This is a genomic window from Collinsella sp. AF19-1LB (assembly GCF_003459655.1).
Classification (GTDB): domain Bacteria; phylum Actinomycetota; class Coriobacteriia; order Coriobacteriales; family Coriobacteriaceae; genus Collinsella.
This window is the reverse complement of sequence record NZ_QRWO01000036.1, coordinates 1-20232: the sequence shown is the minus strand read 5'-3', so window position 1 is coordinate 20232 and position 20232 is coordinate 1. Positions and strand designations below refer to the sequence as shown.

General features: G+C 60.3%; 17 protein-coding genes. 7 read left to right on the top strand and 10 right to left on the bottom strand.

What is annotated here, in order from left to right; all coding sequences use genetic code 11:
* Positions 1-129 precede the first annotated feature (129 nt).
* On the bottom strand, positions 130-1218 hold the full coding sequence (locus tag DWX39_RS09810) for a putative manganese transporter (protein ID WP_117759706.1): 1089 nt from the start codon (positions 1216-1218) through the stop codon (positions 130-132).
* 171 nt (positions 1219-1389) lie between these two features.
* Here DWX39_RS09810 and DWX39_RS09805 point away from each other — a divergent pair, with 171 nt between their 5' ends.
* The 5 genes from DWX39_RS09805 to DWX39_RS09785 all read left to right on the top strand — a co-directional run bounded on the left by DWX39_RS09805 (position 1390) and on the right by DWX39_RS09785 (position 7018).
* Complete coding sequence (locus DWX39_RS09805; RefSeq protein WP_117759705.1) at positions 1390-2358, top strand: 3'-5' exonuclease; 969 nt, start codon at positions 1390-1392, stop codon at positions 2356-2358.
* 350 nt (positions 2359-2708) lie between these two features.
* Positions 2709-3899: a hypothetical protein gene (locus tag DWX39_RS09800; RefSeq protein ID WP_117759704.1), complete on the top strand. Its 1191-nt coding sequence runs from the start codon at positions 2709-2711 to the stop codon at positions 3897-3899.
* 419 nt (positions 3900-4318) lie between these two features.
* Complete coding sequence (locus DWX39_RS09795; protein WP_055285819.1) at positions 4319-4684, top strand: helix-turn-helix transcriptional regulator; 366 nt, start codon at positions 4319-4321, stop codon at positions 4682-4684.
* A 62-nt stretch (positions 4685-4746) separates the two neighbouring features.
* Positions 4747-4965, top strand: coding sequence for a cation transporter (locus DWX39_RS09790; RefSeq protein WP_117759702.1), 219 nt, complete (start codon positions 4747-4749; stop codon positions 4963-4965).
* A 100-nt stretch (positions 4966-5065) separates the two neighbouring features.
* The gene (locus DWX39_RS09785; protein WP_199411494.1) at positions 5066-7018 is read left to right on the top strand and encodes a heavy metal translocating P-type ATPase; all 1953 of its coding nucleotides are present in this window, start codon (positions 5066-5068) and stop codon (positions 7016-7018) included.
* A gap of 279 nt (positions 7019-7297) precedes the next feature.
* Here the strand turns inward: DWX39_RS09785 and DWX39_RS09780 are convergent, their stop codons facing one another.
* The 9 genes from DWX39_RS09780 to DWX39_RS09740 form a co-directional block, all read right to left on the bottom strand.
* Entirely contained in the window at positions 7298-7687 is a 390-nt protein-coding gene (locus tag DWX39_RS09780; protein WP_117759700.1) for a metal-dependent transcriptional regulator, read from the bottom strand.
* A gap of 208 nt (positions 7688-7895) precedes the next feature.
* Positions 7896-8666 carry a Cof-type HAD-IIB family hydrolase gene (locus tag DWX39_RS09775; protein WP_117759698.1) on the bottom strand — a complete coding sequence of 257 codons (771 nt, stop codon included), beginning with the start codon at positions 8664-8666 and terminating at the stop codon, positions 7896-7898.
* Positions 8667-8672: 6 nt separating this feature from the next.
* Positions 8673-10532: an ABC-F family ATP-binding cassette domain-containing protein gene (locus DWX39_RS09770; protein WP_117759696.1), complete on the bottom strand. Its 1860-nt coding sequence runs from the start codon at positions 10530-10532 to the stop codon at positions 8673-8675.
* Between the two features lie 204 nt (positions 10533-10736).
* Entirely contained in the window at positions 10737-11609 is an 873-nt protein-coding gene (gene pstB, locus DWX39_RS09765; protein ID WP_117759695.1) for a phosphate ABC transporter ATP-binding protein PstB, read from the bottom strand.
* Positions 11606-12532, bottom strand: a complete 927-nt coding sequence (gene pstA, locus DWX39_RS09760; protein WP_199411493.1) for a phosphate ABC transporter permease PstA — start codon at positions 12530-12532, stop codon at positions 11606-11608. Before pstA ends, pstB begins: the two co-directional genes overlap by 4 nt.
* The gene (pstC, locus tag DWX39_RS09755; RefSeq protein ID WP_117759691.1) at positions 12525-13433 is read right to left on the bottom strand and encodes a phosphate ABC transporter permease subunit PstC; all 909 of its coding nucleotides are present in this window, start codon (positions 13431-13433) and stop codon (positions 12525-12527) included. Before pstC ends, pstA begins: the two co-directional genes overlap by 8 nt.
* A 24-nt stretch (positions 13434-13457) precedes the next feature.
* Entirely contained in the window at positions 13458-14396 is a 939-nt protein-coding gene (locus DWX39_RS09750) for a phosphate ABC transporter substrate-binding protein (RefSeq protein WP_117759689.1), read from the bottom strand.
* 319 nt (positions 14397-14715) lie between these two features.
* Positions 14716-16152 (bottom strand): M20 family metallopeptidase, encoded by a 1437-nt coding sequence (locus tag DWX39_RS09745; RefSeq protein WP_117759687.1) that lies wholly within the window; start codon positions 16150-16152, stop codon positions 14716-14718.
* A gap of 54 nt (positions 16153-16206) precedes the next feature.
* Entirely contained in the window at positions 16207-16869 is a 663-nt protein-coding gene (locus DWX39_RS09740; RefSeq protein WP_117759685.1) for an HAD hydrolase-like protein, read from the bottom strand.
* 156 nt (positions 16870-17025) lie between these two features.
* Here DWX39_RS09740 and DWX39_RS09735 point away from each other — a divergent pair, with 156 nt between their 5' ends.
* On the top strand, positions 17026-17886 hold the full coding sequence (locus tag DWX39_RS09735) for a DegV family protein (protein WP_117759683.1): 861 nt from the start codon (positions 17026-17028) through the stop codon (positions 17884-17886).
* A gap of 461 nt (positions 17887-18347) precedes the next feature.
* The coding region (locus DWX39_RS09730; protein WP_158561652.1) for a DEAD/DEAH box helicase family protein at positions 18348-20232 on the top strand (1885 nt) is incomplete at its 3' end.

The window sequence follows — 20232 nt, the reverse complement described above, 5'->3', positions numbered from 1 at the left end:
CATCACCTATATGTCAATTATGGTCTAACAGAGCCTTTTGTTTTGCCGATTGACGCGCATCCAACGCCCAGGTCATGGCGGTGGAATTTATGGCATGTCCTAGTTTTACGGCATGCCCCAAACATCCACTTAGAACCCAAAGGCGGAAAGGATAAGGCCCCAGCCAGCGCCGATGACGTACATCATGATCAGGAACACGGCATTTTCGCGGGCGCTGCGGTTGGTGCGGAACAGCACCAGATAACCCACGCCGGCGGAAATGAGCGTGCCGGCGAGCATCGGCGCCAGTTGCAGCGCGCCTTCCAGATACAGCTGTGTAATGACCACGCTCGCCGAGCAATTGGGAATCAGCCCGACAAGCGCCGAACCCAGGACAGCGAGTGTCTCGTTGCCGCGCAGGAACTGCTCGATCGCGGACTCGCCGAACGTCTCGAGCACGGCGACCAGAATCAGCGTCACCAGAAAAATGAATACCGAGACCTGCACGGTGTGCGAGATCGCACTGCGGATGATCGACAGGACAGGCGTCCCTTCGTGGGAGTGAGAGTGACCGTGACCATCATGGTGTTCATGTTCGCCCTCATGACCGTGATCGTGGCCATGTCCGTGTTCGTGCTCGTCTTCGTCTTCATCACATCCGCAATGGTCGCGCTCGCACAGCTCGTGGATGTGGTCGGCGCTCACGCCCGCCTCGGCCACCTCGTCGATGATGTCACCGCCGCTGTGGTCGTCGTGCGCGCAGTTCACGTGGGCCGGATTGGCCGCGGTTCCCAGCACGGTACGGCGAATCGCCGCGTGCGCGCGGGCGTTACGGCGCAGGCCGCGAATGGCAGCGTCCACGATAAAACCCGTGACCAGTGCGATCAGCGCTTTCGAAGCCAAAAGCATCGCCATAGTCTGCACGGGAACCTGCTCGGCAAGCAACAGCGGCAGCATCTCATCGGAGGTCGAAAGGAACACCGCCACCAACGTGCCCAAGGTCACGACACGGCCGGCGTACAGCGTTGCTGCCATGGCCGAAAATCCGCACTGCGGCACCATGCCCAGCAGCGAGCCAACCACGGGACCCGCAGCGCCGGCGCGCTTGATAGCGCCGTTGACGCGGTCGCCCGCAACGTGCTCAAGTGTCTCGAGAGCAAGATACGTCACCAACAAAAACGGCACCAGCGACAGCGTGTCCTTGCCGGCGTCGAGCAGAATATCAATCAGTAAATCCATGACGGACGGAACCTTTCGTGTCTTTCGGCAGCATTGTAAAAGTCCTAGCGGTCAACTAGGGTATTGTAGTTGTCCCGGGCGCGGTGCCAATAGTTGCCTATGGCAAACTATCATCTCGCCATAACTCAGTAACCTCGAGCCGCACAACGCGGCCCGTCCAAGGAGTAGCATATGAACGTATCGCAAGCACTCGAATACGAGCGCCAGCCGTTTATCCCCATGTTTATCTACGGCGACCACGGCGCCATGGAGTCCGAGCGCCAGAAGGGCGAGGAGGCCCTCAAGGTGCTCGAGACCGAGTACTTTACCGCCGAGGGCGACCCCGGCTTCGACTTTGCCACCGTGCGCGACCTGGCCGACCGCAACCGCGACCTGTGCGACCAGATTGGCGAGGCGCGTCTGCGCAACGTGACGCCCGCGACGCTCTCGCGCGGCCTGTCCGACGCCGACACCTGCGCCGCCATCGGCAAGATGCAAAAGCGCACCGCCGCGTCCGTTATGCGCGAGATCCGCGGCGACCGCGACGCACTCGGCGTGGCCTATGCCCGCAAGCCCATCCAAGGCACGGTGCTGGGCATCGACATCGAGACCACCGGTCGCGCGCCCGAGCGCGGCTACATCATCAACGTGGGCTGGGAGATCATGGATCTCACCAGCGACGCCGTGCCGCATGACGCCGAGGCACACTACTGCGGCCTGCCCGACATCTACCGCGGCGAGGATGTGCCGCTATCGAACATCCATCACATCACATGGGACGACATCGACGGCAAAAAGCCGTTCCGCGAGAACAAGGAGCTGCAGAAGCAGCTGCTCAAGCTCATGAAGAAGTACCCGTACATGGCGCATAATGCCGCCTTCGAGGACAGCTGGTTCAAAATTCATCTGGACGGTTACGCTGAGGCGCGCCGCGCAGGCAAGATCATCGTCATCGACTCGCGCCAGATCTGCCGCAGCCTGGACGCCGACGTGCGCTCGCTCCCCCGCGAGTCCGCGCCCGCTGCGCTCGAGAACTGGGCGCGCCGCCGCGGCACCCTCGCCGTCGACGCCAACGAGCAGCACCTGGGCCTCGACGACACCGACCTCATGCTCCGCACCGTCCAAGCCGAGTTCAACCTCAAGAACCTGTTTGCGAAATAGCAACGCCTGCGACAAACACTGCTTGCTCACGAGCGGCCTCGCAGCGGGAAACCCCGCAGCGGGGCCGCCCCACGTTCCATAAGCAGGCCCGCTCTTCACAAATTCTGAACCCTATTTTTTACTTATTTCAGCACTTTCCCGACACGTGATTTGTACTCGGATGGCGATGCACCGATACCAAATGTGCAGCAATTGAGTGTTTCCATGCTATAGCCAAGCTGCGAAAACATTTATTTAGGGCGTACCGACCCATAATTGCGTCAAGCTTTTGGACAGCATTTGGTTAGACCTCTAAAACGACTTTTCCACTCAGCGCCATCAACACGGCATTAGCTGACACGATATATGCCATGAGTATCGTATTGTCACATACCACTGCAAAAGCGGTCTACCAAGCCGCGCATTCGGTGTCTGCGAAAGACATCGAGTCCTGCAGCCCTGCCGCAATTTACGGATCATGCCCCAGCGGAGCACTCCTCGACGCAGCCGCAGAATGGCTCGCCAAACATGATGTTGCCCGCGACGCAAACGATCCCCTCGAGGTAACGGTGTTTGATCGCAGGAACGCGCGCTACGCGATGAACTGTCAATGCCACGTTTCGTCAAAGCGATTCTCAAACTCACGCTTTATAGAGCTCGGAGAAGACATCTTCGTTGTTGGTGTTGAGCTTTGTGCACTTCAGGCCGCCACCTATCTCCCTTTTCGCGAACTAGTGGAGTACTACTTTGAACTGTGCGGCGCTTATTCCCTAGGAACCGGCTCTTCAACCTCCTATACCGAGCGTTTCGCGCTTACCTCGACCGAGAGGCTAAAGCAGTTCTTTAATTCCATTACCAGATGTGACGGTTTGGCCCTTGCCCGAAAGTCGATTCAATGTGTACGCGATGGATGTCGGTCTCCCATGGAAACGGCCTTTGCCATGATGCTTACGTTGCCCAAAAGCGAAGGAGGGCTTGGCATTAAAGGAATTGAGACCGACTACGAGGTGAAGGTCACCGCCGCCGCAAAAAATCTCACGAGACGCAAAAAGTTCTTTATGGATGCATATCTGAAGAAATCTCGAACAGATATTGAATACAACGGGTTTTATCACGACGCTGAAGAAGACCGCGCTATCGACGAGGAGCGCAAGAATGCGCTTGCGTCCATGGGGTACGGAATCATCACTGTCAGCCGTTATTCCTTTATGCATGCCAGCTCTTTCGTTAGGGTCATGGAGGCAATCCAGCGGAAAGAAGGCATACGCCCCTCGCGTCTGCCAAAAGACTTTCAAATCATGCAAGAGGACCTGAGACTGTTTGTGCTCAGACGGTTTATTGAGGAGAAGAAACGAATCCAGGAGGAGCTTCGCCAGGATTCCGAAGAGCGTCAACGAATCGACCTCGAAAAAGCAATGCTCGAAGGCATCACATTGGACGATCCGACGATTAACAAGGCTCCGGCAATCGATGACATGCAGACTGTCGGACTCGACAGCCCATCACTCAACCAAACAAGCAGCTTCACGCCCGAGGGCAGGGTCTTCGGGGCCGGAAACTAGGCTGACTAACAAGGTGGGTACCCTAGCGACGTGCAAAATTGCGAGTATTCAGCAAAGCCGGGTGTCCATCACCCTCGAGTGGATCCAAAAGTGAAGCGAAATCACTCTTGCGTGAGAACGTTAGGCAACATTTGAGGAAGAACTCATCGGTTTACCACCCTAAGACAACTCTTTAGCTGCATTATTTGGCCTGCGATAAGTTAACAGACCCCCTATCGTTGCAGAATACTCCAATTTTTGCACGGCGCAGGGGCACCCACCCCGGCATCACCTATCAAAACCGCTTAGTCCGGAATCTCGTCCGCTTTTCCTCATCATTTTGTACGACGGATTGCCTAAACGATATTGACATATGAACATGCGCTCATATAATCGGAAGTAAGTTATATGAGCGCATGTTCATATGAAAGGATATTGCAATGAGCATCCGCGTTGATGAAACGAAACCCGACATCGAGGCCACCGAGCCCGCGATCCCCACCACCTGCTCGCCCGAGGACCTTCCCGACGAGGAGCTTCTCTACGACCTCGCCGACCTGTTCAAGGTCTTCAGCGACACCACGCGCATCAAGATTCTCTATGCCCTCATGGGCCGTGAGCTCTGCGTGGCCGACATCGCCGAAGCGACCGAAACCTCGCAGTCGGCAGTATCGCACCAGCTGCGCACGCTTAAGCAGTCGCACCTGGTCAAGTTCCGCCGCGACGGCCGCAACATCCTCTACTCGCTTGCCGACGATCACGTCTACACCATGCTCAACCAGGGCATGAGCCATATCTGCGAATAGCAACCAACCGAGGTACCAGCGCGGCCTGCACCCAAGCCGCAAAACAGGGAAAGGAACCCATCATGAAAAAGCAGTTTAAACTCGACGAGATCGACTGCGCCAACTGCGCGCGCGAGCTTCAGGACGAACTTGCCAAGCTCGAGGGCGTCAAATCCGTGTCCGTCAACTTTATGACCCAGAAGCTGACGCTCGAGGCCGACGACGCCGAGCTCGACGAGGTGCTCAACCGCGTTGTAGAGTTTACGGCCGACGCCGAGCCGGACTGCGAGATCATTCTCTAGCCCAGGTTTACGCCAACCTACAAGGCCGCGCTTGCCGCGGCCTTTGCTCGCGAAGTTATATGAGCGAGTGTTCATACATTCAAATGGGAGGATACGAGTCATGGCCGCCGCCGACCCCAAAAAGAAAAAGAAGAAGCGCAAGAAAAAAGAGTCACTCGAGCATAAGCGCAACCGCATCCTGGTAGCGCTAGGCATCTTTGCGGTGGTGTACGCCCTCGACGAGCTCGGTACCCTTACTGCCGCATTCGGCACCCCGGGCGACATCTACGCCAGCTTTGTGCTGTTCCTCGTGCCGTTTTTGATTGCCGGCTACGACGTACTGCAAAAGGCATTCAATAACATTCGCCGCGGCAAGGCCTTCGACGAGAGTTTCCTTATGGCCGTCGCGACCATCGGCGCATTTGCCATGGTGCTCTTCCCCGACACCGACCCGCACATGGCCGAAGGCGCCGCTGTCATGCTGTTCTACCAGGTCGGCGAGCTGTTCCAGGCATACGCCGTGGGCAAGAGCCGCAAGTCGATCAGTGCCATGATGGACATCGCGCCCGACTACGCTAACGTCGAGCAGACCGACGGCACGCTCGAGCAGGTCTTCCCCGATGACATCACCGTCGGCACCGTCATCGTCGTCAAGCCCGGCGAGCGCGTGCCTATCGACGGCATCATCGTCGAGGGCGAAACCCAGCTCGACACCGCCGCGCTCACGGGCGAGTCGGTCCCCCGCCCCGCCAAGTCCGGCGACGATATCATCAGCGGCTGCATCAACATGACGGGCCTCATCCACGTGCGCACCACCAAGCCGTTTGGCGAGTCCACCGTCGCGCGCGTCCTGGAGCTCGTGGAGAATGCCAGCGAAAAGAAGGCGCGCACCGAGAACTTCATCACGCGCTTCGCCCGCGTCTACACCCCCGCCGTCACCGGCGCTGCCGCGGTGCTCGCGCTCGGCGGCGGCCTGGTCACCGGTGCCTGGTCCGACTGGATTCTGCGCGGTCTGACCTTCCTGGTCGTCAGCTGCCCGTGCGCCCTCGTGATCAGCGTACCGTTGAGTTTCTTTGGCGGCATCGGCGGCGCGTCCAAGCTGGGCGTTCTCATCAAGGGCTCCAACTACCTCGAGACGCTCGCCGACGTGGACACCATCGTCTTCGACAAAACGGGCACCCTCACCAACGGCACGTTCTCAGTCGTCGCGGTGCACCCCGAGGCTGGCTATACCGAGCAGTCGCTGCTCGAAGTCGCAGCCCTTGCTGAGTCGTTCTCCGATCACCCCATCGCGCAGTCCGTGCGCGACGCCTACCAGGGCGAGGTCGACCCCAAGCGCGTGAGCGACTCCGCCAACGACGCGGGCCACGGCGTGACGGCAACCATCGACGGCAAGCACGTCGTCGTTGGCAACGCCAAGATGCTCGCCGCGGCCGGCGTTGAAGCACCGGACTGTGAGGTTGTCGGCACGATCCTCCACGTGCTCGTTGACGGCGTGTACGCCGGCCACATCGTGATTGCAGACACCGTTAAGGCCGATGCGGAGCAAACGATTCGCGACCTGCATGCCGCCGGTATCAACCGCACCGTCATGCTCACGGGCGACCGCGAGGAGGTTGCAGCGTCTGTGGCCAAGCAACTCGGTCTCGACGAGTTCCACGCGCAGCTCCTGCCGGGCGACAAGGTCGAGCGCGTTGAGGCGCTACTCGCGGCCGAAAGTGGCAAGGGCAAGCTCGCCTTTGTCGGCGACGGTATCAACGACGCGCCTGTGCTTACGCGCGCCGATGTGGGCATTGCCATGGGCGCCATGGGCTCCGACGCCGCGATCGAGGCCGCCGACGTGGTGCTGATGGACGACAAGCCGTCCAACATTTCCCGCGCGATCCGCGTGGCGCGCAAGACCATGTCGATTGTTTGGCAGAACATAATCTTTGCGCTGGGCATTAAGCTGCTGATCCTTGTGCTGGCAGCGCTGGGTATCGCCAATATGTGGCTTGCCGTCTTTGGCGACGTAGGCGTGGCGATCATCGCCATCCTGAACGCCATGCGCGCGATGGGTGTCAAGAACCTGTAGCACCCGTGGTCCCTCCGGCCGGGGTCGGACTTGGTTTTGAAAACGTCCTCGCGCATGAGGCCCGTCTTTCCTGCTCCTGCGGAGCAACGGAAAGGCGGGCCTCGCGCTGCGGATTGTTTTCAAAACCAAGCCCGACCCCGGCCTGCAGTGACGTAGCTGGCAGTTCTTGGGCATCGCTTGCTGGCGGTGCTCCTTTGCTGAAATGGACTTGGCCGAAAGGGCCGCTGGTCCCGGTCGCTGGTTCGCGCTTTGCGTGAACTCCGCGCTACTGAGGATCCGTTAGGATACCGAGGTTGAATCCGTCGCCTCGCCCCGGCCCAACATCGACCTCAACTTCTCGAAGCTCTCCTCGCTCAGGCAGTGCTCCATGTGGCAGCCCTCTTGCGACGCGACCTCGGGCGTTACGCCTGCGTCCTCTAGCAGACCTACAAAAAAGCAGTGGCGCTCCCACATTTGACGGGCAACCTCAAGACCGCGTTCCGTCAGATGCACGTCGCGTTTGCCCATCTCCACGTAGCCGGTGCTCTCCAAGGCCGCCATGGCTTTAGAGACGCTTGCTTTGGTTACGCCCAAGTATTCGGCAACGTCGATCGAGCGCACGATGCCCTGACGTTCCGATAGGACGTAGATCGATTCGAGATAGTCTTCTCCGGATTCACGTAGGGCCATGGGCCGCCTTTCGCGATGATTGCTAGTTAGCCTTTGGATACTTTCCTTGGCTTACTTTACCGCAAAAGTTGACCATGTCTTACTGCATTGACCAAAAAGTTAGCCGCGTTTCACAAAACGTGCGAGATGAAAACAAAATGGGAACGCCCCGCAAGGAGTGTCCCCAGCTGCCGGCAGATAAGGAGCGTCCCCAAGTGCCGGGTCGCAGCTACACGAGGCCAAAGTGCTTCGCGGCGTTGTAGATGCCATCGTCGTCTACGGCGGTCGTCACGTAGGTCGCTGCGGCCTTCACGGTATCCTGCGCGTTGCCCATGGCCACACTTGTGCCCACGGCCGAGAACATCGACAGGTCGTTCTCGCCGTCGCCAAAGGCGATCGCCTCGCTCGCGTCGACACCCAGGCGCTCCAGCGTCGCCGCCACGCCCAAGTCCTTGCCGCCGTTGGCGGGGATAATGTCGCAGAACAGGTCGCACCAGCGCGTGGTGAGCGAATGCGACACCGCGTCGGCCACGATATGCTCGTCGGCCGGGTCCACAAACGCGCAAAACTGGTAGACCGGCGCGTCAAAGGCGTGGTCAAACGGCTCCTCGTGATAGACGATTCCCGCGTTGCTGCCGGCCGCCACCACGCGCTCGGACAGGCGATTCACAAACGAGTTCTCGCCCTGCATGCACAGCGAGTCGTAGCACCCCTCGGCCACCTGGTCCACAATCACCGCGACGTCGTCCGGATCGATCGGGCAGCTGCGGTAGGTGCCCTTGGCATCAAAGCAGTGCTGGCCCGAGAGCGTAATGTACGCATCCCAGCCCAAGTCGAGCAGCCAATCGGGCATCTGATAGGTCGGGCGGCCCGTGGCGATCACGCACGCGATCCCCTGCTCATGAAAGCTGTCGAGCACCTGCTGCGCCGACGCCGGAATCCGATGCGTTTTAAAGCTCAGCAGCGTGCCGTCGATATCGAAAAACGCGGCTTTGATCATCCTCGTTTACTCCTCGCCCTCGAGCTTTTCGCTCGCCTCGAGCCACGCCATCTCCAGCTCGTCCATGGCGGCATGGGCCTCGTCGATCTTTGCCTGCTGCTCGCCGAGCGCTGTGTAGTTGGTGGGATCGACCTGGGCCATCGCGGCCTCGGCCTCCTCCACGCGGGCGCGCTGCGTCTCCATCTTGCGCTCGAGCGAGCTCACCTCGCGGCGGAGCTTCTGGCGCTCGGCATTGGAAAGGCCATTGGGCTGGCCGCTCGACTTGGGCTTTTCGGCTGCAATCGCTGCGGCGCCGGTGTCGAACGTGCCGGTCTTGGCGCTCGGCGCGCCCACGGGCTCGCCCTCGGCCGTGGCGTTGCACAGGCGCAGGTACTGGTCGACGCCGCCGGGCATATGCGTCAGATGACCGTCAAGCAGCGCCCACTGCTGGTCGGTCACGCGCTCCATCAAGAAGCGGTCGTGCGTCACCAGGATCAGCGTGCCCGGCCAGCCGTCGAGCAGGTCCTCGACAATCGCCAGCATGTCGGTATCCAAGTCGTTGCCCGGCTCGTCCAGGATAAGCACGTTGGGCTCGTCCAGGATCGTCAGCAGCAGCGACAGGCGACGGCGCTGGCCGCCCGAAAGATCGCCGATGCGGCTCCAGAGCTGCTGCGTCGTAAAGCCCAGGCGCTCGCAAAGCTTCTCAGGCGAAGTCTCCTTGCCGTCGATGACGTAGTACTTCTTATAGTTGCTGAGCACCTCGCGGATCGTGTCGCCCATGTAGGGCTCGAGCTCCTCGAGCTGCTGCGACAGCACGCCAAAACGCACCGTCTGGCCAATCTTCACGCGGCCGCGAAGGGGCGCGATCTTGCCCTGGATCACGTCGAGCAAGGTCGACTTGCCGGCACCGTTCTCACCCAGCAGACCATAGCGGTCGCCCGCGCCGATAAGCCAGGTCACATCGGAGAGCACCTGCTTGGGCGCGCCGTCGGCATCCGCATAGCCGGCGTCCACGTCGATCACGTCGATAACCTGCTTGCCTAGGCGGCTCACCGCCAGGCGCTTGAGCTCCAGCTCGTCGCGCACAGGCGGCACGTCGGCAATCAGCTCGCGAGCGGCATCCACGCGAAACTTGGGCTTGGTGGAACGCGCCTGGGCGCCGCGGCTTAGCCACGCGAGCTCCTTGCGCGCCATGTTGCGACGGCGCTCCTCGGTAACCGCGGCCATGCGATCGCGCTCCACGCGCTGCAGGATGTAGGCCGAGTAGCCGCCCTCGAAGGGGTCGACTTGGCCGTCGTGGACCTCCCACATGCTGGTGCAGACCTCGTCCAAGAACCAGCGGTCATGCGTGACCACGAGCATGGCGCCCTGACCGCGCTGCCAGCGGGCCTTTAAGTGACGCGCGAGCCAGTTGATGGTGCGCATGTCCAGGTGGTTGGTGGGCTCGTCGAGCATGAGCACGTCGTAGTCGCCGATCAGCAGGCGCGCAAGGTCCACGCGACGGCGCTGACCGCCCGAAAGCTCGCCCACCGTGCCCTCCCAGGGCACATCGCTAATGAGGCCAGCCAGGATCTGGCGCGTGCGGGGGCTCGAGGCCCACTCGTACTCGGGCGTGTCGCCCACAACGGCATGATGTACGGTATCGGTGTCGACAAGCTGGTCCTTTTGGCCGAGCAGTCCGATCGTGGTGCCGCGGCGGTGCGTCACGCGTCCGTCGTCGGGTTCCAGCGTGCCGGCGAGCACGCTCAGCAGCGTCGACTTGCCGTCGCCGTTTTTACCGACAATACCAATGCGGTCGCCCTCGCCCACGCCGAGCGTCACGCTATCGAAAATATGCTTGGTGGGAAACTCTAGGCTGATGGAATCGCATCCCAAAAGAATCGCCATATGCCCTGCTCCTTCGTAGAAATTCAACGTTGTCCATGATAGCAGCGAGCCCCACCCCAAACCACTACGAAGGCGCCTGTCCCCTTTGTGGTGGTCGTTTCGGTCGCAGAGCAAAAGGCGGGCCATCTCGCAAAAGAGATGACCCGCCTCTCCAATCAGTCCCACGGCAACCATGGCCGCCGCGGGCCTCAAGCATGTCCCGGACTAGGAGAACATGCCGGTGAGGTAATCATTCAGCCGCTTATCCTTGGGCCGTTGGAAAATCTCGTCGGTCTCGTCGTACTCGACCATATCGCCCATGTAGAAGAATGCCGTGCGATTGGACACGCGCGATGCCTGCTCCATGTTGTGCGTCACGATGACGATGGCGCGGTCGGCCACGATCGATGACATCAGGTCCTCGATCGCCAACGTCGAGATGGGATCGAGCGCCGAGCAGGGCTCGTCAAACAGGATCACGTCGGGATTGAGCGCGAGCGTGCGCGCGATGCACAGACGCTGCTGCTGGCCGCCCGAAAGCGCATAGGCGCTCTTGTCCAGCTTGTCCTTGACCTCGTCCCACAGCGCCGCGCCGCGCAGGCTTTCCTCGACCATGCGGTCGAGCTCGTCACGGTCGGTGACGCCGTGGCGCTTGGGCGCAAACGTGATGTTGTCGCGAATGGACTTGCGGAACGGGTTGGGCTGCTGAAACACCATGCCAATGGACCGACGCAGCTCGTAGGTGTTCTCGGCCTTGGTGTTCACGTTGCGCCCGCGGTAGTTAATCTCGCCCTCCACGCGGCAGCCGCGAATCTCACGATTCATAAGGTTGAGGCTGCGCAAAAAGGTCGACTTACCGCAGCCCGAGGGCCCAATGAGCGCCGTGATCTCGCCCTTGTGAAAGTCGAGCGACGTATCGCGCAGCGCATGGTGGTCGCCATAGTACACGTTGACGTCCTTGGTGGAGAGCACGACCTCGTCGCTCACGGCCTTGCCGCTCACGCGCACGCGCTTCTCGCTCTCCCCCACACTCGACAGAAAGTCCTGGGTCTCGGACGTGGCCGCCTCGGTTGCGGGCATTGCATATATCTCGCTCATTCGGCCGTCATCTTCCTTGCCAGTTGCTTGCCCACGATACGGGCGACTACGTTAAACAGCAGCACGCAAATCATCAGCAGCGCCGCGGTGCCCCAGACGATCTGCTGGGCCTCGGGGCTACCCTCGCCATAGATCTTGTAGATGTGCACGGCGAGCGACTCACCGGGGCGGAACACGTTCCAGGCACAGGTGGGGCTCGACAGGTTAAAACTCAAGAAGTTCAGGCGAACCGGCGAGCTCATGCCCGAGGTAAAGAGCAGTGCCGCGGCCTCGCCAAACACGCGGCCGGCCGAAAGCACGATGCCGGTCACGATGGCGGGCATGGCCTCGGGGATCAGGATGTGCAGCGTGGCCTCCCAGCGGGTAAGGCCCATGGCCAGGCACGCATCGCGCTGGGCCTGCGGCACGTCCTCGAGCGCCTGCTGAATCACGCGCACTAGGATGGGAATGTTAAACATGGTGAGCGCGACGGCGCCGGAGATGATGGAGTACTTCCAGCCCAGCTGCACCGAGAACACCAGAAAGCCGAACATGCCGACGACGATGGAGGGCAGCGAGGACAGCGTCTCGATGGCGGTGGAGGCGATGTCGCGGATGGGCCCGTCCGGCGCGTACTCAACCAAAAAGACCGCGCCGCCCAGACTGATGGGCACCGAGATGACTAGGGTGATCAGCAGCAGGTAGAACGAGTCGAACAGCTGGTAGAGCACGCCGCCCTGGGTTCCGTTGGCGCGCGAGGGCTGCGTGAGAAAGCCCGGCTGAAACAGCGTCGAAATCCCCTCGAACAGGATATAGGCCACCATGGAGGTGACGATGAGCATGACGATGGCGACGATTGCCGTCAGCACGCCCGTGGCGATGCGGTCCTGCTTTTGGACACGCCCGAGTCTCGCCTCATCGATATGGATGCGCGTGCTAGCCACGAGCCTTCGCCCCCTTGCGGCCAATGAGATGGATGATCAGGATGAAGATGAGGCTCATGCCCATCAGCAGCAAGCCAAGTGCCCAAAGGACGTCGTCCTGGGCCGAGCCCTCGGCATAGACTGCCATGGACGTGGTGAGCGTGGTGGTAATGGTCGAGGCCGGCGACAGCAGCGACGTCGGCATGGCCTCGATGCCGCCGATAACCATGCGCACGGCGAGCGTTTCGCCAAAGGCACGGGTCATGCCAAGGATGACCGCGGTCATGAGCGACGGCATGGCGGACTTGAGCACCACGTGCCAGATGGTCTGCCAGCGGGTGTAGCCCAGCGCGAGCGAGCCCTGACGGTAGCTGTCGGGCACGGCGCGCAGGCCATCGACCGAAAGCGTGGTCATCGTCGGCAGAATCATGACTGCCAGCACGATGGCGCCGGGCAAGATGCCCAGACCCGTGCTCACGTGGAAAACGCTTTTCATAAGGCCGACGACCACGTGAAAACCGATCAGGCCAAAGACGACCGAAGGAATGCCGGTCAAAAGCTCAATAAGCGGCTGAAAGACCTTGGAACCAAACTTAGGCTGGATTTCGACCGCAAAGATGGCAGAGCCGATGGCGATGGGCAGCGCAATGAGCGTGGAGAGCACCATGACCGCAAACGAGGTGACGATCAGGGGCAGGGCGCCGGTATAGGGCAGGCCGTTTTCGGCCGTGTTGGCCAGGTCCCACTTGGTGCCGGTGAAGAACTCAACGATCGAGACGCCGTCCTTAACAAAAGCCGAAAGGCCCTTTTGGGCGACCATAAAGATGAGCGCGGCAACGACAAGCGTCACGAGCGCAACGCACGCGCCCGTGACGCCCAGGCCCACGTTCTCAAGGTCGCGCTTTGGCAGCTGTTTTGCCATTACAAACCTTTCCGGGGCGATTGCTTATTTAGCAGAGACCTTGCCGCTGGCGTCCTTGACGACCTTCATGGCAGAGACGGGAATAAAGCCCTGCTCCTCGACGAGCTTGCCCTGGACGTCGTCGGAAAGCATGAACTCCAGAAAGGCCTTGGTGGCCTCGTCGGCGTCCTTTGCGCAGTACATGTGCTCGGTCGCCCAAATCTTAAAGGAGTCGTCGGTGACGTTTGCGCTCTTGGGCTCCACGCCCTCGACCTTGATGGCGTTGAACTTGGAGTCATCGAAGTGCGAGAAGTCGAGGTAGGAGATGGCGTTGTCGGTGCTGCCCATCTGAGTCTGGACGTCGCCGGACTTGTCGAGCTCGGCGTCGCCCTTAAAGTCGACGGCCTCGTCGCCAAAGACGGCAGCCTCGAAGGTGGCGCGGGTGCCGGAGCCGGCCTTGCGGTTGAGGACGACGATGGTAGCGTCGTCGCCGCCGACCTCCTTCCAGTTGGTGATCTGGCCGGAGAAGATGCCCTTGAGCTGCTCGAGGGACAGGTCGTCGACCTTGACGTTCTTGGAGACGACGGGGCCCATGCCCACGACGGCGACCTCGTGGTCGACGAGGTTCTTGACCTGGTCGGCCTCGAGCTTGGTCTCGGCGAAGACGTCAGAGTTACCGATGGTAACGGTGCCGGCGGCGACGGCGGTCAGGCCCTTGCCCGAACCGTTACCCGAGCCGGAGACGGAGACGTCGGGGTTGGCATCCATGAACTTCTCGGCAGCGGCCTCGAGGAGCGCCTGGAACGAGGAGGCGCCGTCGTAGGTCACCTCGCCCGAGACGGACTCGGCAGCAGCGGCGCTGCCCTTGTCGGCGGCGTTGGAAGCGCCTGTGCCGCCGCAACCAACGAGGCCGAGGCCCACGAAGCTGGCAAGACCACCAGCGAGGCCGAGGAACTGACGACGAGAATAAGCCTGATCGAGCATGATCTTCCTTTCATACATGCGACTCGCGGACACCCTGCCCGCTTTGCTGTTTGGAAAGATACGGCCCCGACCGGTCAGCGCCCGCACCAACTGCGGTTTCTTACGGGCTTTTGATAGACCCTTACCGCAAGCGCGGCTCGGCTTTACAAACGAATAACAAACCCGCCACCAAGCATGACCCGCCTTTTACACCAATAAAAACAAAGTTGCGGTGAAATAGTTCCTGCTTGGCCATCAAATGGCCCATTCTAGGAACTATTCCACCGCAACTTAAAAAGCCCGGACGAAAGGGGTGCTAAGTTGTTAAAACGCCGCAGCCTTAAAGCTCAAGCTCGTTCAAACGTAAGATCGCCACGATATAAATCTTGAGCGCCTGCTTGAGCTGTTCCTCGTTGGCGCACTCGTTGGGACCGTGCATCTGGCCGCCCCACTCGGGCAGCTCCAGACCGGTCTCCTCGGGGCCAAACGAGACGGCGCGGGCAAAGTTGCGCGCGTACGTGCCGCCGCCCATGGCAAAGGGCTCAGCATGCTTGCCCGTAAACTCGTTATAGGTATCAATAAGCGCCTTCACGGCCGGATCGTCGGCAGAGACCGAGAACGGCACCTTCGCACGACCCACACGGCACGTCACGCCAAAACGGCCCACGAGCGGATCGAGCTGCTCGCGGATGGTATCGGCACTCGTGCTGTCGGGGAAGCGCACGTCGATGACCTGCTCAATATGGCTATCCGCCACGCGGATGACGCCAGCGTTGCAGGTAAGCGGGCCAAACGCCGGACTCGTCGCATCGATACCCAGGCCGCGACCATAGGCGTCCGCATGCACAAAGGCCAGGAACTTGACGAACTCGTGCTCGGCAGGCGTCAGCAGGCGCTCGTCGCGTGCACCAAACGCGTCCTCGGCCTCGCGCAGATACGCCACGATCAGCCCGACGGCGTTGATCGTTCCCTCTGGCATCGAGGCATGACCGCCAATGCCGTGGGCGAAAATCTGCGCATGCCCGTTATCGAGCGCCGTGATCTCCAGGCGGTCGCCGTTCTCGACCGGCGCCGGCAGCTCATCGGCGGCAATCGCAAGCTCGCAGATAGACTGCGACGGAATGGCGTTGCTCGCCTCGGCACCGCTCCAGGACACAATGCGCCCGCCGTCGATCTTGGAGCTCACAAATGTCGCCCCAAACTGGCCCTTCTCGGCATTACAGACCGGGAACTCGGCATCGGGCGTAAACAGAAAGTCGGGGTTCGCGTGGTTCTCCAGATAATGGTGAACGTCGGACATGCCCACTTCCTCATCGCAGCCCAGCAGTGCGCGGAAGGTGTAGCGCGGAACAATGCCGTGCTTGAGCAGATAGGCGCCGGCGTAGAGCGACAGCACCGCCGGACCCTTGTCGTCGATAACGCCGCGGCCGAGCAGCCAGCCCTCGCGACGCTCCATCGCAAACGGGTCGGTGTTCCAGCCCGGGCCGGCGGGCACCACGTCCACGTGGCAGATGGTCGCGAGCTGCTTGTCGCCGCGGCCAGGAATATCGGCAATGCCCACATAGCCCTCGTCGTCGCTCGTCTGATAGCCGAGCTTCTGCGCGATGCCGAGCGCACAGTCGAGCGCGTCACGGACCGGGCGGCCAAACGGCGCGCCGGGCTCTGCATCGGCAGAAACTGCCACGGACGGATAGCTCACCAGCTGCTCGATATCGGCGACGACATCTTCCCAGACCTCGTCGACATACTCGGCGACGCTCTGCTCCACCTGATTCATGGACGACCTCCTTACCAATGAGCGGCGAGCGCGCTCGCCCCTCACATTACGTCATTAGATAGCGAAAAGTTTAGCAAGCTCGGCCACCGAGTGCACCACCGCATCGGCACCCGCCGCCTCGTGCTCGCCCGGCGCCGCCGCGCCCGAATAGATGCCGATGCACGGCACGCCCATTACGTGCGCGCCCTCCACATCGTTAAAGCGATCGCCGATCATCACGGCATCGTCGGCCGTCGCGCCGAGCGCCGCCAGGGCATCGCGGACCGAATCGGCCTTGGTCTCGCGTCCCTGCGGCGGATTCATGCCAATCACCGCCTCAAACTGAGAGAGCCCGAGCTCATGCACCATGTCGATGCACTTGGCCTCCATGCGCGACGTCGCCACGGCCATACGTTTGCCTTGGGCGACCAACCCATCCAGCAGCTCGGGGACCCCATTGAACACGGGATACTCCTCCGGTCCCAGTTCATCAAAAAAGGCGCGGTACTCATCGGCCACCACAAGCGACTCCTCGCGGGAAAAGCCGTAAAAGTCGTGAAAGCTCTTCCACAGGGGCGGCCCGATCATGCGGCGCAGATCACCCATCTGCGTCTCCGAAAACCCGCGCGCAGCCAGCGTCTTGCGCGTCGAGGTCATCACTGCCCGACCCGTATCGGCCACCGTGCCGTCAAAATCGAACAGCACAACCGGCCGCTCGCAAAGTTGCAATGCCGCCATCGGCACCCTTCTTCCCCAGTTGATGATTTCCACACCACCGCTTCAAACTGTTGACTATTCAACAATTGAACCTAGCAATGTAGAGCAACTCCACTATACTTGTCGCACTTTGCTTTCAGAAGGCGGCGCTGCCGCGCCCCAACGAAAGGTGCAATTATGTCTTTTGCCATCATAACCGACTCCACGTCGGACATCTCCCCCGCCCGTGCCCAAGAGCTCGGCATTTACGTGATTCCGCTGCATGTGATTATCGAGGGCGAGGACCTGCTCGACCAGGTGCAGATTACCGCCGAGGAATACGTCGCCCGCATGGCCGGCTCCGAGCAGCTGCCGCACACCTCGCAGCCGAGCGCCGGCGAGTTCAAGGCGCTGTTTGACCGCGTACGCGCCGATGGCCACGACAGCGCGATCTTTATCTCGCTGTGCAGCGAGTGGTCCGCCTGCTATTCCAACGCATGCCTGGTCGCCGAGACCCACGAGCTCGACGTGCGCTGCATCGATTCGCGCACCGGCTCGGGCGCCGAGGGCCTGCTGGTGGAGTACGCGCTTGCCATGCGCGAGGACGGCCGCAGCTTGGACGAGACCGAGGCGCAGATCCGCGCGACGCTGCCCGAAGCCCACCTGCTGCTGATTCCCCGCACGCTCGAGAACCTGGTCAAAAACGGCCGCGCCCCCAAGCTCGCCGGCCAGCTGACGCAGATGCTCAACATTCGCCTGGCCGTTTCGCCGGAGTGGAAATCGGGCGAGATCAAGGCAATCAAAAAGGGCCGCGGCGCCAAGCGCATCGTCGCCAACACCATGGCAGATTGCCTCGCGTTTTTGGACGAGCACCCGGGCTCAAGCGTGCGCGTGCTCACGACCGGCGCCGCCGAGGAGCAGGAACTTGTCAACGAGGCGCTCGCGGGCCAGGACTACGTAGACGCCGGCACTGGCCCCATCGGCTGCACCATCGCCACCCATGTAGGCGTCGATGCCATCGCCATCAGCTACTGCCCCCGCTACCAACCTGCCAATTAGGGACAGGTTTATTTTGGCAGGTTTTATCTGGGCAAACGTTAAACGGTAACAAGGCTTGCCTGGCAAGATCGGACATGCCAAAGCCGTCGAACAACCGAAGTACACCCAGCCACAACAAAGCCATCACGCCGACGCGCCGCAACTCAAGGCGCGCCGGCGTCTTTTTAGGAGTCGCGGCGGAAAAGGGGCCGTTTTAGCCAAAAGGCCGCGAAACGCTTCCCATTACGCCGCAACTTCATTGCCGCCCAGGTAGCGCGCAGAGATGTGGTGTAAGAGGCGGGGCATGCCCCGCCTCTTACACCACATCTCTGCGCGCTACCCTACCGCACATTTTGACACCAGCCAAACACCACTCACGGAGGTGTACTCCGCTATCGCCGAACCAAAATCAGAGTCGAGTCCCTTAAAAATCAAAATAACGTACCCTCATTTCAATGAACTCCGACAAGAACGGCATTTACATGAGCACCGTCACGCATCAATACGCCCTCATCGGGGGCACGCTATTCCAATTCAAGAAAACCGTCGCCCATGTATCGGAGCCGCACAGCCAAATCGTCATCTGCGGCAACGGTCCAGACATCCGTTACGCAACACTGGAAGAATGGGAGAAAGCTGGCGAATCTTTCGATAGACGGGCACAGGTCGAGGGAATCGTCACCAGTGCGAGCACAGCGCGCGACAAATTGGAACTCTTTCGCAATCTCTTTACTGGCCGCAAAGATGTTTACGCTCATGGGTACCGCAGAAAAGACGGGGGAATCGGCTATACACCAGCCTGCGCAAATGAGTGGAAGGCAGGCATTTGCCCCAAACTAAATCGTCAGAAAACCAAATGCGCGGAATGCGGCAACCGCATCTTCCCCGAGCTGAGCGATGCCACGATCATCGCCCATTTCAAAGGCAACGACGACAGGCTCCGAGACGTCATAGGTCAATACGTTCTCGATAGTGACAGCAACACAAAAGTCCTGGTCATCGACTTTGACGGATCCGATTGGAAAGAAGCGACAAACGCCATTCGGCTTGTCGCAAAAAACCATGGAATCGATGCTGCAGTCGAGCGATCGAGATCAGGTAACGGCGCACATGTCTGGTTTTTCTTCCTAGAGCTCACCAGCGCAAAGATCGCACGAGAATTTGGAAGCAGCCTTATCACCGAAGCGGCGGCGCTCAACAAGACAATCACCTTTGAAGCTTTTGACCGGATGCTGCCCGCGCAGTCCACCATTCCTGAGGGCGGCTTCGGAAATCTCATAGCACTGCCTTTTCAAGGAAAAGCGCAGCGAAAAGGGAACAGTGTATTTGTTGACGAGCAATTTGAGCCCTTTCCCGATCAATGGCTTTACCTTTCGCAAATTCAGCTGATTCCACATGCAACGGTGCAAAATCTGATCGAAAGCATCGACAATAAACCGCATGGAATATCAGCTGCAGTGGCGGGAAACACCGCCGCGCCACATTCTCAGAGGCCGCGAAAGCGGCTTCCGCTCGCGCCGCAGGACTTCCCGTCATCGCTACCCGTCACGCAAGCCGATATGCTCTACATAACCGAAAAATCTCTGAGCCCGGCCGCCCAGATGGAGGTTCGCAGGCTTGCAACATTTGCCAACCCGGAATTCTTCCGTGCCCAATCAATGCACCAATCGGTATTCGGCAAACCGCGGTACATAGACCTCAGCGAACTTAGAGATGGCTGCGTTGCGATTCCCAGAGGCTGTAAAGCACAACTCGAGCGGCTGCTTCAAGAAGCCGGCGCTTCTGCTCACTATTCAGACAAGCGCATGTCGGGCAATCCAATTGTGATGACATTTAAAGGGGCTCTTCGCCCTGAACAGCAAATTGCCGCCGAACAGATGCTCAACTGTGAAGACGGGATCATGTCCGCGCCGACGGGTTTCGGGAAAACCGTCATTGGAGCCTATCTTATTGCTGCCATCGGTCTTCCAACGCTTGTCATCGTTCCCAAGACTGCGCTCATTGCCCAATGGAAATCCCAGCTCGAACGGTTTATCGACATTACGGATAACAGAAAGCCAGTTCGAACCCCAAAAGGACGAATCAGTAAAAGGCGGCCTCCGCTCATTGGCCAAATCGGAGGAGGCAAAACCGCCATAAGCCATCTCATCGACATTGCTTCATTCCAGTCTTTGTCCAGCAAGGACCCCCAGACCGGAGAACCAATAGCCAAGGAGTTCGTTCGTGATTACGGCCTCATCATCTGTGATGAATGTCACCATGCAGCCGCACCACAGCTTGAGCTCGTCCTCAAGTCCGCTCCAGCCAAATATGTATACGGCCTTTCCGCGACCCTTGATTATCGACTTTATCCGAACACCTCCCACA

Coding starts and splice junctions, on each gene's coding strand:
- DWX39_RS09810 (WP_117759706.1), bottom strand. CDS start 1,218: ATGGATTTACTGATTGATATTCTGCTCGACGCCGGCAAGGACACGCTG.
- DWX39_RS09805 (WP_117759705.1), top strand. CDS start 1,390: ATGAACGTATCGCAAGCACTCGAATACGAGCGCCAGCCGTTTATCCCC.
- DWX39_RS09800 (WP_117759704.1), top strand. CDS start 2,709: ATGAGTATCGTATTGTCACATACCACTGCAAAAGCGGTCTACCAAGCC.
- DWX39_RS09795 (WP_055285819.1), top strand. CDS start 4,319: ATGAGCATCCGCGTTGATGAAACGAAACCCGACATCGAGGCCACCGAG.
- DWX39_RS09790 (WP_117759702.1), top strand. CDS start 4,747: ATGAAAAAGCAGTTTAAACTCGACGAGATCGACTGCGCCAACTGCGCG.
- DWX39_RS09785 (WP_199411494.1), top strand. CDS start 5,066: ATGGCCGCCGCCGACCCCAAAAAGAAAAAGAAGAAGCGCAAGAAAAAA.
- DWX39_RS09780 (WP_117759700.1), bottom strand. CDS start 7,687: ATGGCCCTACGTGAATCCGGAGAAGACTATCTCGAATCGATCTACGTC.
- DWX39_RS09775 (WP_117759698.1), bottom strand. CDS start 8,666: ATGATCAAAGCCGCGTTTTTCGATATCGACGGCACGCTGCTGAGCTTT.
- DWX39_RS09770 (WP_117759696.1), bottom strand. CDS start 10,532: ATGGCGATTCTTTTGGGATGCGATTCCATCAGCCTAGAGTTTCCCACC.
- pstB (WP_117759695.1), bottom strand. CDS start 11,609: ATGAGCGAGATATATGCAATGCCCGCAACCGAGGCGGCCACGTCCGAG.
- pstC (WP_117759691.1), bottom strand. CDS start 13,433: ATGGCAAAACAGCTGCCAAAGCGCGACCTTGAGAACGTGGGCCTGGGC.
- DWX39_RS09750 (WP_117759689.1), bottom strand. CDS start 14,396: ATGCTCGATCAGGCTTATTCTCGTCGTCAGTTCCTCGGCCTCGCTGGT.
- DWX39_RS09745 (WP_117759687.1), bottom strand. CDS start 16,152: ATGAATCAGGTGGAGCAGAGCGTCGCCGAGTATGTCGACGAGGTCTGG.
- DWX39_RS09740 (WP_117759685.1), bottom strand. CDS start 16,869: ATGGCGGCATTGCAACTTTGCGAGCGGCCGGTTGTGCTGTTCGATTTT.
- DWX39_RS09735 (WP_117759683.1), top strand. CDS start 17,026: ATGTCTTTTGCCATCATAACCGACTCCACGTCGGACATCTCCCCCGCC.